The organism is Actinoplanes sp. ATCC 53533 (genome assembly GCF_003947245.1).
This window is the reverse complement of sequence record NZ_QHHV01000144.1, coordinates 35,873-47,875: the sequence shown is the minus strand read 5'-3', so window position 1 is coordinate 47,875 and position 12,003 is coordinate 35,873. Positions and strand designations below refer to the sequence as shown.

The window sequence follows — 12,003 nt, the reverse complement described above, 5'->3', positions numbered from 1 at the left end:
CTGTGGTCTGGTGGTACGGAGTTCCTCGGTGGGGGACCGGGCAACAACTTACCAATCGACTACGGTGCGTCAACCGGTTGCGTGTGTCACTCTGCCGGAGCCGGGTGATGACCATGGATGCGCTGCTCGGGAGCTGCTTAACCGGTTGAGTGGTCGACAATCCGGGCAGGTTGCCCATCACGGAGAGTCATCCCGTGATGGGGTATATCCATATAAACGTCATTTTCCGGCTGCTCGGAGATTCGTACCGAATTGGCCTCGGGTGCCGGCGGCGCCGGCGCGGCGATAGGGTTCGGGGCGGGCCACCCGCCCCGAGGAGAGGAAGAGTCTCAGTGACGGTGCAGGCGGTCGTCTTCGACCTCGACGGGGTCATCATCGACACCGAGGAAGTCTGGGAGGAAGTGCGCCGCGGCTACGTCGCCGAGCACGGCCGCGAGTTCCTCCCCGACACCCAGACCCGGATGATGGGCATGAGCACCGGTGAGTGGTCCACGCACCTGAGCGCGGAGGTGGGCGTGCCCCGCAGCCCCGAGCAGGTCGCCGCGGACGTGCTCGCCCGGATGGCCGAGCGATATCGCGCGGACCTGCCGCTGATCCCGGGCTCGGTCGCCGCGGTCCGGCGCATCGCGGAGCGCTTCCCGGTCGCCCTGGCCAGTTCGTCCGCCCGGATCCTCATCGACCAGGTTCTCGCCACGGCCGGGCTGACCGGCACGTTCCGGGTGACCCTGTCCACCGAGGAGGTGCCGCGCGGCAAGCCGGCGCCGGACGTCTACCTGGCCGCGGTCGAGCGCCTCGGCCTCAACCCGGACTTCTGCGCGGCGGTCGAGGATTCCAGCAACGGCCTGCGCTCGGCGGCGGCGGCGGGTCTCGCGGTGATCGCGGTCCCGCACGGTGTCTACCCGCCGGCGGCCGACGCCCTGGCGCTGGCGAGCCTGGTGGTCGACAGCCTGGACGAGCTCACCGTCGAGGCGGTCGAGAAGCTCCGCTGACCGAACGAACGGCCGGGGCGGCGCGGCTGCCCCGCCGGTCACGACCGGACGGCGTACCGGGCGTAGTCCGGCAGGTCGATGCCGGCGCTGCGCTCGCCGGCGATCTTGTAGGTCAGCGTCCGGAACCAGCCCTGGTTGTGCAGCCAGTTGCGGATCGCGAGGCCGCGCGCCGTACGCGGGGCGAGGAACCGGCCGGTGCCCGCGCCGCCCCGCTGCGCGCGCCGGGCGAACGAGCCGAGCCGGGCCTCGTAGCGCGGGAAGGCCACGGTGTGGTCGCCGCCCGCCGCGGCCAGTTCGCCCGCGAGTGTGTAGGCCGCCACCAGCCCCGTACCGGTGCCCATGCCGCCGATGGTCGCGCCGCAGGCCGCGTCCCCGACCAGGGCGACGCGCCCCCGCGACCACGGCTTGATGTCCACCCGGCAGATCTGGTCGAAGTACAGGTCGTCGGCCTGCTCCAGGGCGGGCAGCATGCTCGGCACCGCCCAGCCCTGATCCGCGAAGCGCTCCCGGCCTGAACCGCATCCTCGACGGCCTCGAAACCCTCATCGACCGGCGCGCCGCGCGTGGCTGAGACGGCGGCGCGCCGGATCGACGGAGTGACTACTGCGGCAGCTGCAGGCGGTGCGGCCGCGTCCGGCGATCCGCCGGGGAGACCGGTGTGGTGACGATCGTCGCGTCGGCGGGCGCCGGTGCGAGGGTGGCGCGACCGGTGACCGGCAGGGTCAGCCGGCTGGCGGCCAGGTCGACCGTGACGGTCGCCCCGGTGTTCGGCGCCTCGGTGAACTCCGGGTCGCTCTGGGTCAGGATCAGGCCCAGCGTGTGCCCGGCCGGCACCGTCACGTCATAGGCGCTGACCGGGACCGTCACCGTGTACCAGCGGCCCGGCCGCAGCGGCGTGGTGAAGCGCAGCGACACGTGGTGCGCCGCGTCCAGCCAGCCCCGGGTCAGCACCTCGTGGTCGGTGGTCACCACCCGCTCGGCCACGTCGAAGTAGCAGGCGTCGTCGGCCGGCGTCGATGCTCCCCAGCAGGATTCCGTGGTCAGCGTCCGGACGCCTTCACCGCGGTCGTAGTCGACCCGGGTGGCCGTGCCGTAGTCGACCAGCCGGGCGGTGAGCTGGGTGGTCGGGCGGTCCACCCGGACCCGCAACCGCACCGAGGGCGAGCCGGAGATGCGCAGCGGCGCTGTCAGCGGCCCGTACAGCAGGGCGAGCCGGCCCGCGACCTCGGTGGATGGCGAGGCCACGGCCGCGTCCTCGGTCAGCGAGGCGTCGGTGTACGAGGCAGTCCCCGCCCCGAGCGGCACACTCACCTTCCGGGTGCCGGGCAGCGGCCAGTCCCGGGCCTGGGTGAAGACGCCGGGCGCGGTCTCGATGGTCGCCCGCGGCGCGGCCAGCACGCCGTTGCGCAGGCCCTGCAGCCAGTAGTCGAACCACTGGTGCAGGGTGGCCACCCACTCCGCGCGGCGCACGTCGAACGGGTCCACGTGACCGGTGCGGTGCAGCCAGATCTTGCGCGGCACGCCCTGCTCGGCCAGTTCCTGCCACCACGCGGCGAACTGCGGGGTGGTCACGTTGAGGTCGTTCACGCCGTGCACCACGAAGACGCTCGCGTGCACCCGGCCGGCCGCCGGGCGGTAGTCGCGGGCCCGCCAGAACGCGTTGTAGTCACCGGTGTCGTCCGCGCTGTCGGTGGCCAGCGAGGAGGTCACCGCCGTGCACTCGGCGAGCCGGTCGCTGACCACCTGCTGCAGGTAGCCCGGGTAGCCCGAGGCGCGCAGCGAGCCGTTGTACCGCATGTAGTCGTACCAGCTGGAGATGGCCGAGATCGGCACGATCGTCTCCAGGCCGCGGACCCCGGTCGCGGCGACGCCGTTGGCCACCGAGCCGTCCCAGGACTTGCCGATCATGCCGACCTTGCCGGTGCTCCAGGACCGGGCCGAGACCGGCGTGCCGTCGGCGGCGAAGCCCTTCGCGCGGCCGTTGAGCCAGTCGACCGCCGCCCGGGCGCCGGCCACCTCGGCCGGCCCGCCGACGTCCTCGCAGCCCGTCGAGCGGTTGGTGCCGCTCAGGTCGACGGCGGCGAACGCGTACCCGCGGGGCACGAAGTAGTTGTCGTAGAAGAGCGGTGCCTTGCTGATCACGCCCTGCGCGTCGTACTCCTTGAGCTCGCCCTCGTTGCCGCGACCGCAGCAGGCGTAGTAGGGCGAGGCATCCATGATCACCGGGACCTTGACGCCCGGCGCCGTGCGCGGGCGGACCAGGTCGACCGCGACCCGGTCGGGCACGCCGTCCTGGTCGGCGTCGGTGGGGGTCTGCACCCACACGCTCTCGCGGATCGCATCGGCGTAGTCGTAGACGGGCACGGTCTGCCCGCCGCGCACGAAGGGCAGCGGGGGTGCGGCCGAGGCGGGCGCGGGCACGCTCAGGAGACCGGCGAGCGTGACAAGAGCGACAAGCAGGGCTCGGGGTACGGCAAGAGGCATGGCGGTCCTTCCAGTGCCGACGGACATCTATGCCATTCGATCGCACGGCCGGCCCCCGGAGAAGGACGACCGTCGATTTATCCGCCGGGGACGGGCAGGTGTGAAGGATCTTCGCCACGGGTACCGGCCACAGCGACCGCAACAGGAGGTGCCCGTGGAGACGCTCGCGGCTGAAGGGCTACGGCTCGATCTCGACGTATTCGACTACCTGATCCTCGCGATCTACTTCGCGACCGTCCTGGGTGTCGGCTTCGCCGCCCGCCGGGCGATCAAGACCAGCGCCGACTTCTTCCTCTCCGGCAGATCGATGCCCGCCTGGGTCACCGGCCTGGCGTTCGTCTCGGCCAACCTCGGCGCCCTCGAGATCATCGGCATGGCGGCCAACGGCGCCCAGTACGGCCTGATGACCCTGCACTACTACTGGATCGGCGCCGTGCCGGCCATGGTCTTCCTCGGCATCGTGATGATGCCTTTCTACTACGGTTCCAAGGTCCGCAGCGTCCCCGAGTTCCTGCGGCTGCGGTTCAACCGGCCGACCCACCTGTTCAACGCGCTCAGCTTCGCGATCGCCCAGGTGCTGATCGCGGGCGTCAACCTGTACGCCCTGGCGCTGGTCCTGGACGCGCTGCTCGGCTGGCCGCTCTGGCTGTCGATCGTGATCGGCGCGGCGATCGTGCTGACCTACATCGGCATCGGCGGGCTCTCCTCGGCGATCTACAACGAGGTGCTGCAGTTCTTCGTCATCCTGGCCGGCCTGATCCCGATCACCGTCGTCGGCCTGGTCAAGGTCGGCGGCATCGACGGCCTGTTCGACGCGGTCCGCGACAGCAAGCTCGGCGACGCGGCCCTGCACACCTGGCAGGGCACGGCGAGCTCGGCCAACCCGCTGGGCGCCAACTGGATCGGCATCGTCTTCGGCCTCGGCTTCGTACTCTCGTTCGGCTACTGGACGACGAACTTCGCCGAGGTCCAGCGGGCGCTCTCGGCCAAGGACATGAGCGCCGCCCGCCGCACCCCGATCATCGGCGCGTTCCCGAAGCTGCTCATCCCGGTGGTCACGGTGATACCCGGCCTGATCGCCATCATCACGGTCAAGGGACTCGGCGCCGAGGAGGGTGACCTCGTCTACAACAACGCCATTCCGCTGCTGATGCGCGACCTGCTGCCCAACGGCGTGCTCGGGGTCGCGGTGACCGGCCTGATCGCCTCGTTCATGGCCGGCATGGCCGCCAACGTGAGCGGCTTCAACACCGTGTTCACCTACGACATCTGGCAGACGTACATCCGCAAGGGCCGCTCCGACGACTACTACCTGCGGATCGGCCGGATCGCCACCGTCGGCGGCATCGTCGTCGGCATCGGCACCGCGTTCATCGCGGCCAGCTTCAACAACATCATGAACTACATCCAGGTGCTGTTCTCGCTCTTCAACGCCCCGCTGTTCGCGACCTTCATCGTGGGCATGTTCTGGAAGCGGATGACCGCCTGGGCCGGCTTCTGGTCCCTGCTGCTGGGCACGGCGTCGTCGCTCACGCTCTACCTGCTCTACCTGGCCGACGTGGTCACCTTCAACTCCGACCTGGAGGAGAGCTTCTGGGGCGCGGGCCTGGCGTTCTTCACCGCCGTGGCGATCGCGGTCCTGGTGACCCTGGTGACCGAGTCCAAGCCGGAGAACGAACTGCGCGGCCTGGTCTACGGCCTGGGCGGCACCTCGGCCTCGGGCGAGGTGATCCTGGCCGGGGACAAGGTCTGGTGGCGCAACCCGGCCCTGCTCGGCGGGATCGCCGTGGCGCTGGCCTTCCTGCTCTACATCCCCGTCTGGTGACCGGCGCGAGCCACGAGAGGAGTCGTCATGTCCGAGGAGACCAACGGTCCGGAGGATCTGGAGAAGGTGTCGGCCGCGGCGCGGCTGTTCGACGTGCGCCGGGTGATCGGCGGGCTGTTCGTGGTCTACGGGACGATCGTCACGCTGCTGGGCGTCTTCGACAGCGGCGCGGAGATCAGCAAGGCGCAGGGTGTCCGGATCAACCTCTGGATGGGCCTGGCCATGCTGGCGCTCGGCGCGTTCTTCCTGCTCTGGCTCCGGTGGCGGCCGGCCGAGGTGCGCGCGACCCGGGATCCGGCCGACGAAGCCGGTCCGCGGGAGCCCACGGGCGACTGAACGGCCACCGCGGCCGTCCGTTCGACGGAGAGGGCGGTGCGGCTCGGGTGCAACCTGGTTGCACCCCCGCCCCGACCTTCCGATTCACCGGGGGAGCTTCCGATACTCGTGGCATGGAACCCCTCGCCTCAGTAAGCCTTGCCAGTGGCGCAGGTCAACGGCCCATTGGCTGGCAGATGCAGCTTCGCGTTGACTATGCGGTCAACAAGGTCATGCAGACGCATCGCGGCCAGTCCGAGGATGCGATCGCGCAGGCCATCCAGGATCAGCTTCGAAGTGTCGGCGTGGTGCCGAACGGGAAGCAGATCGCCCAATACGCCGCGGTGATCTCCAGCTTGCCGCTGCTCCCGCCGAAATAGTGTCCACAGCTTCCCGGCTCGAAAGCTCACCGAGCCGGGAAGCGCAAAATCCTGTCGTCGCCATCCTGTACGTCGCCGCGGCCGTCTCTGTTCGAGGTGGTGAGCCACAAGGCGCCGTCCGGCGCGACGGCTACGGTTCGTAGCCGTCCGTACCGTCCGGACAATTCCGCCTTGGGCTCGCCGCCGCCGAGCGGCACGGTCCATAGTCGCTCCCCGCGCAGGCCGGCGGCGTACAGGGTGTCGCCGACGATCGCCGCCCCGGACGGGGAGGCCTCGTCGGTGCCCCAGGTCACGATCGGATCGAGGTACGAGCGGCCGCCGCCCTTGCCCTCGACCTCGGGCCAGCCGTAGTTGCCGCCCGGCTCGATCTTGTTGACCTCGTCGAAGCGGTTCTGGCCGAACTCGACGCCGTACATCGTGCCGTCCGCCGTCCAGGCGAGGCCCTGCACGTTGCGGTGTCCCAGGCTCCAGACCGGCGAGCCGGCCGTCGGGTTGCCCGGCGCCGGCCGGCCCTCGGGAGTGAGCCGCAGGATCTTGCCGTTGGTGTCGCCCGCGTCCTGTGATTCGGAGCCGTCGCCCGCGTCGCCCGTGCCCACGTAGAGCATCTTGTCGGGGCCGAAGGCGATCCGGCCGCCGTTGTGGATGCCGGCCTTGTCGATCCCGTCGAAGATCACCTCCGGGGCCCCGCCGTCGATCTTGAATCGCACGATCCGGTTGTCGTCCTCGGCGGTGTAGTACGCGTACACCCACTCGGTCTCGGCGTAGTCCGCGGCGACGGCCAGGCCGAGCAGGCCACCCTCGCCATCGGCCGAGACGCCCGGCACCGTGAAGACCCGTTGCGGCTTCGTCCGGCCGGTCCGCACCCGCAGCACGTCGCCGCTGTCCCGCTCGGCGACCAGGGCGCTGCCGTCGGGCAGGAAGGCCAGTCCCCACGGCACGTCGATGCCGGTCGCGACGGTCTCCGGCGCGTTCAGGTCGGGGGTGCCGCCGCCGGTGGACGGCGCGGCCGAGGAGGGCGCGTCGGAGGCGGCCGGGATGTCCCGGGGCTCGGGCGCGGCCGTCGGCTCGTTGCTGGAGCAGGCGGTCAGCAGTGCCGCGCCGGCGGCAGTCATGGCCAGTTTCCAGCGCTTACTCGTCCGATTGGCGGTTGACATCCGCCCACCGTGCCTCGCCTTTCTGAGAGAAAGCTGAATGGGTGCGGGCCGTTATCAATTCGTCACCGATACAGACAGGTGCATGCTTGACAGTCTCCGTCGACGGCCGAGAGGGTCCACACACGACCTTCCCACCCATGGAGGCTCACGCCATGAACTCAGCCCGCCGGGCTACCGCCTGCGCGTTATCTCTTCTGACAGTGGCCGCCGCGGTCCTGTCAGGGATCGCGCCGGCGGCCGCCATACCAGCCGACGATCACCTCCAGGTGTACGTCGGCACCCTCGACGCGAAACAGCTCGAGCGCCTCCGCGCCATCGGCATCGATCACGATGAAAGTGCCGTGACCGCCGCGGCCGACGGCAAAGTGACCGTGCAGCCCATTCTCGGCAAGAGTCAGGCCGACGCCCTGATCAAGGCCGGCGTGCCGCTGACCCCGAAGCGGACCACCACGGCGATGCGCAAGCAGGCCGCCGCCGCACCGACCGTCTTCCGGCAGTACAACGCGCCCGGCGGCATCCGGCAGGAGTTGGCCGAGACCGCCGCCCGCAACCCGCGCCTGGCCAAGCTGGTCACGGTCGGCAAGTCGCTGCGCGGCGTACCCATCCAGGCCGTGAAGGTGACCCGCGACGCGCGGGTCGTGCCTGACGGGCGCCGCCCCGCGGCGCTCTACCTCGGCGCGCAGCACGCCCGTGAGTGGATCACCCCCGAGATGACCCGGCGCCTGATGCACCACGTCATCGACGGCTACGGCACCGACCCGGCGCTGACCAAGCTGCTCAACACCACCGAGCTGTGGTTCCTGCCGGTCGTCAACCCGGACGGCTACGACTTCACCTTCACCAGCGAGGACAACCGGCTCTGGCGCAAGAACCTGCGCGACAACAACGGCGACGGCGAGATCACCCTGGGCGATGGTGTCGACCTCAACCGCAACTTCGCGGAGAAGTGGGGCTACGACAACGAGGGCTCGTCGCCTGACCCGTCCAGCGAGACCTACCGCGGCCCGAGCGCTGCCTCCGAGCCCGAGACCAAGGCGCTCGACGCCCTGTTCAAGCGGGTCGGCTTCGAGTTCCTGGTGAACTACCACTCGGCCGCCGAGCTGCTGCTCTACGGCATCGGCTGGCAGGTCAACACGCCCAGCCCGGACGACCAGATTCAGATCGCCCTGGCCGGCGACGACGCGAACCCGGCCGTGCCCGGCTACGACCCGGACATCTCGGCCGAGCTCTACATCACCAACGGTGACACGGACTACCACGCCCAGGTGCGCACCGGCGCGCTCGGGTTCACCCCGGAGATGAGCACCTGCGAGACGATCTCCAACAAGTATCCGGACGACCAGTGGAACGCGGCGGACTGCCAGAGCGGCTTCAACTTCCCGGACGACGAGAAGCTGATCCAGGAGGAGTTCGTCAAGAACGTGCCGTTCGCGCTCTCGGTCGCCCAGTCGGCCAAGGACCCGGCCAACCCGGTCTCGGTGGTCGGGCGCAGCACCGCCGACCTGACCGTGGACGCGTTCGACACCTCGTACGGCTCGAGCCAGCAGGTCGCCGTGGTCGCCAAGCGCAGCCTGCGCGACGTCACCCTGCACTACAAGATCAACGGTGGGCGTGAGCGCACCGACGGGACCAGGGAATGGCGCGGCGGCGAGCGCTACGGCGACGGCGTCGACGAATACTTCGCCGAGCGCCGCGGCACCGTGACCAAGGCCCGGGCCAAGGACAAGGTGCAGGTCTGGTTCACCGCCCGCAACGGCCGCAAGACGATCAAGTCGGCGCCCTTCACCTACACCGTCGCCGACAAGATCGGCGGTGACGTGCTGGTGCTCGCCGCCGAGGACGTCACCGGCATCTCGCCGGCCAACACCGACGGCGCGACCAGCGCCCGGTATGCCGCCGCGCACGTCGCGGCCCTCAAGAGCGCCGGCCGCTCGGCCGACGTCTACGACATGGACACCCGCGGCCGCAAGGCGCCGCACCCGCTCGGCGTGCTCTCGCACTACAAGACCGTGCTGTGGGAGACCGGTGACGACATCATCCCGCGCGCGCCGGGTCAGCCGGGCGGCACGGTTGCCCGCTCGGCCCTGGAGACCGAGCAGGCGATCCGGGACTACCAGAACGAGGGCGGCAAGCTGCTGCTCAGCGGCAAGTACGCCGGGTTCGCCCAGGCCGCCAACGGTGCCTACGTGTATCAGCCCAACGGACCGGGCGAGTGCCTCTCGGCGACCGACCCGACCTGTCTGCCGCTGGGGAACGATTTCCAGCAGTACTGGCTGGGCGCGTACTCGTACGTCAGTGACGGCGGCACGAGTCCGGCCGGCACGCCGCTCCCGCTGGTCGGCACCGAGGGGCCCTTCGCCGGCTTCAGCGCCACGCCGACCGGTAACCACACCGCGTTGCTCCTGACCACGGCGAGCTTCCTGCCGAACGACAAGTTCCCGCAGTTCGGCAACTCGAACGCCCCGATCACCTGGCAGCTGCCCGGCGCCGCGCCGTACGACCCGTACGACGGCGACTGGTATCTGTGGAGCGGGCAGTCGGACGTGTCGTACAAGCGGCTCACCAAGACCGTCGATCTGACGGCGGCGACCGCCGCGCGCCTGAAGTTCCAGACCTCGTTCGACACCGAGGCGGGCTGGGACTACATGTTCGTCGAGGCGCACGTCGTGGGCACCGACGACTGGACGACGCTGCCGGACGCGGGCGGGCTGACCACCACCGAGACCGGTGACAGCTGCGCGGCCGACATCGACACGATCCACCCGTTCCTGCTCCACTACCAGGGTGCGGATTGCTCCGCGACCGGCACCACGGGCACCTGGAACGCGGCGACCGGCACCAGCTCCGGCTGGAAGGAGTTCGACGCCGACCTGAGCGCCTACGCGGGCAAGCAGGTCGAACTGTCGATCTCCTACATGTCGGACTGGGGCACCCAGGGCCTCGGCGTCTTCCTGGACAACGTCCGGGTCGAGGTCGGCGGCGCGGTGGCGCAGCAGACCTCGTTCGAGACGGACCTCGGCGGCTGGACCGTCGCCGGGCCGCCCCCGGGCTCGGGTCGCAACAGCAACGACTGGGCGCGCAGCCAGCTCGCCTTCGACTCCGGCGCCGCCGTGACCACCACGGACAGCGTCTACCTGGGATTCGGCATCGAGGGGCTGTCCGTGACCGAGCGGGCGGACCTGGTCCGCCGGGCCCTGCGCCACCTGAGGAGGTAATCCTCTTTCGGAGGTAAACCGCCAGAACCGCAGATCGCGCCGCGCGCTTGCTCTAGACAGGAGGCGCGCGGCGCGCCTGCCGGGCAGGGCGGAGAGACAACCGGTGCGAGCAAAGACCCGGCCGATCCTGGCCGCGTTCCTCACTGTCCTGGCAGCGGTGGCCTCGGTAGCGACCCCCGCGCACGCGGTGCGCGCGGGAGTGCCGCAGTGGACGCCGTGCCCGGAGGACAAGACCGCCCAGTGCGCCACGCTGAGCGTCCCCATCGACTGGGCGCAGCCGTACGGGCCGTCGGTGGCGATCGCGCTGGCCCGCCGCCCGGCCGCCGACCCGCGGAACCGGATCGGCACGCTCGTGGTCAACCCGGGCGGACCCGGCGGTTCGGGTGTCGACTTCACCCTGGACAGCACCTCGTTCTTCAGCGCGGAGCTGCGCAAGCGCTTCGACATCGTCGGCTTCGATCCGCGCGGGGTCTCCCGCAGCCACCCCGTCGTCTGCACCACGACGGTGCTGACCGCCGCCCCGCCCCCGGCGATCGACAGCGCCGCGGCGTACGACACCGTCGTCGCGTACAACCGCCGGCTCGCCGCCGACTGCGCCGCGCGCACCGGCCCGCTCTACGGGCACGTGGACACGCTCAGCGTGGTGCGGGACCTGGAGGCGCTGCGGGCCGCGCTGGGCGAGGAGACGTTCAGCTTCTACGGCGCCTCGTACGGCACGCTGCTCGGCGAGCAGTACGCCGAGCGCTACCCGCAGCGGATCCGCGCGATGGTGCTGGACAGCGTCATGGACCACACCGTCGACCTCGACGGCTTCCTCAGCGCCGAGGCCGCGACGGCCCAGGACTCGTTCGACGAGTTCGTCGCCTGGTGCGCGCGCCGCACCGAGTGCGCGCTGCACGGCCAGGACGTGCGGAAACTCTGGGCCGGCCTGCTCGCCTCCGCCCGGCGCGGCACGCTGCGGGACCCGTACGACACGGCGTACCGGCTGAGCTTCCACGAGCTCGTCGGCGTCGCCTTCGGCTCGATGTACGACCCGCAGTGGCACTCGCTCGGGATCTTCATCAGGGAGGCGGCGGGCGGCGCGGGGACCAGGCTGGCCCGGGCGGCCCCGGTCGACGTCAGCGAGCACAACTTCCACGCCGTCTTCTGCGCCGACTGGTCCATGCCGGTGGCCGGGTACGCCGACCTGCGCGCCCGGCTCGACCGGGTCGCCGCCACCTCGCCGCAGATGCCCTTCTCCCCGCTCGCGCTCACCTCGCTCTACGGGTGCCTGGGCCGCCCCGGTGGCACGGCCAATCCGCAACGGGCGCTGTCCCCGGCGCGGACCGGCCCGGTGCTGCTGGTCAACGCGCGGCACGACCCGGCCACCCCGTACGCCTGGGCCCGGCACGTCGCCGCCCAGCTCGGCCCGCGGGCGTCCCTGCTGACCTACGAGGGCTGGGGGCACACGATCTATGGCCGCACCGCCTGCGTGACCGGGGCGGTGGACCGCTACCTGCTGACCGTCCGACCGCCGGCCGCGGGGACCGCCTGCCCGGGCACGGAGCCGAAGGCCGCGGGCGTCGGCGCCATTGCGCTGGGACGGAGGTATCGTTAGCCTGGCTAAGTAACCGGAGGAGGCGCCGTGTCCGATTCTTCCGC

Annotated in this window: 9 protein-coding genes; 6 read left to right on the top strand and 3 right to left on the bottom strand. The window is 70.7% G+C overall.

The window, feature by feature from the left end; all coding sequences use genetic code 11:
- The first annotated feature begins 332 nt into the window (after positions 1-332).
- Positions 333-989, top strand: coding sequence for an HAD family phosphatase (locus tag DMB66_RS39560; RefSeq protein WP_233625164.1), 657 nt, complete (start codon positions 333-335; stop codon positions 987-989).
- Positions 990-1,027: 38 nt separating this feature from the next.
- Here DMB66_RS39560 and DMB66_RS39555 read toward each other — a convergent pair whose 3' ends face one another.
- Together DMB66_RS39555 and DMB66_RS39550 are read right to left on the bottom strand one after the other, a co-directional pair.
- A complete protein-coding gene (locus DMB66_RS39555; protein ID WP_125809246.1) occupies positions 1,028-1,459 on the bottom strand; it encodes a hypothetical protein in 432 nt (143 codons plus the stop codon).
- A gap of 130 nt (positions 1,460-1,589) precedes the next feature.
- Entirely contained in the window at positions 1,590-3,473 is a 1,884-nt protein-coding gene (locus DMB66_RS39550; RefSeq protein ID WP_125809245.1) for a Xaa-Pro dipeptidyl-peptidase, read from the bottom strand.
- Positions 3,474-3,627: 154 nt separating this feature from the next.
- Here DMB66_RS39550 and DMB66_RS39545 point away from each other — a divergent pair, with 154 nt between their 5' ends.
- From DMB66_RS39545 to DMB66_RS39535, 3 genes are all read left to right on the top strand, one after another.
- A complete protein-coding gene (locus DMB66_RS39545) occupies positions 3,628-5,298 on the top strand; it encodes a sodium:solute symporter family protein (protein ID WP_233625163.1) in 1,671 nt (556 codons plus the stop codon).
- A 27-nt stretch (positions 5,299-5,325) separates the two neighbouring features.
- Positions 5,326-5,634 (top strand): hypothetical protein, encoded by a 309-nt coding sequence (locus DMB66_RS39540; RefSeq protein ID WP_125809243.1) that lies wholly within the window; start codon positions 5,326-5,328, stop codon positions 5,632-5,634.
- A gap of 113 nt (positions 5,635-5,747) precedes the next feature.
- The gene (locus DMB66_RS39535) at positions 5,748-5,993 is read left to right on the top strand and encodes a hypothetical protein (protein ID WP_233625162.1); all 246 of its coding nucleotides are present in this window, start codon (positions 5,748-5,750) and stop codon (positions 5,991-5,993) included.
- Between the two features lie 26 nt (positions 5,994-6,019).
- On the opposite strand, the gene DMB66_RS39530 is transcribed toward DMB66_RS39535, so the two are convergent.
- Positions 6,020-7,147, bottom strand: coding sequence for a sorbosone dehydrogenase family protein (locus tag DMB66_RS39530; RefSeq protein ID WP_199752894.1), 1,128 nt, complete (start codon positions 7,145-7,147; stop codon positions 6,020-6,022).
- A gap of 152 nt (positions 7,148-7,299) precedes the next feature.
- On the opposite strand from DMB66_RS39530, the gene DMB66_RS39525 reads away from it, so the two are divergent.
- Positions 7,300-10,362 carry a M14 family metallopeptidase gene (locus DMB66_RS39525; RefSeq protein ID WP_125809242.1) on the top strand — a complete coding sequence of 1,021 codons (3,063 nt, stop codon included), beginning with the start codon at positions 7,300-7,302 and terminating at the stop codon, positions 10,360-10,362.
- Positions 10,363-10,465: 103 nt separating this feature from the next.
- Positions 10,466-11,959: an alpha/beta hydrolase gene (locus DMB66_RS39520; RefSeq protein ID WP_125809241.1), complete on the top strand. Its 1,494-nt coding sequence runs from the start codon at positions 10,466-10,468 to the stop codon at positions 11,957-11,959.
- Positions 11,960-12,003: the final 44 nt, after the last annotated feature.

Coding starts and splice junctions, on each gene's coding strand:
- DMB66_RS39550 (WP_125809245.1), bottom strand. CDS start 3,473: ATGCCTCTTGCCGTACCCCGAGCCCTGCTTGTCGCTCTTGTCACGCTC.
- DMB66_RS39540 (WP_125809243.1), top strand. CDS start 5,326: ATGTCCGAGGAGACCAACGGTCCGGAGGATCTGGAGAAGGTGTCGGCC.
- DMB66_RS39535 (WP_233625162.1), top strand. CDS start 5,748: ATGGAACCCCTCGCCTCAGTAAGCCTTGCCAGTGGCGCAGGTCAACGG.
- DMB66_RS39530 (WP_199752894.1), bottom strand. CDS start 7,147: ATGTCAACCGCCAATCGGACGAGTAAGCGCTGGAAACTGGCCATGACT.
- DMB66_RS39525 (WP_125809242.1), top strand. CDS start 7,300: ATGAACTCAGCCCGCCGGGCTACCGCCTGCGCGTTATCTCTTCTGACA.
- DMB66_RS39555 (WP_125809246.1), bottom strand. CDS start 1,459: ATGCTGCCCGCCCTGGAGCAGGCCGACGACCTGTACTTCGACCAGATC.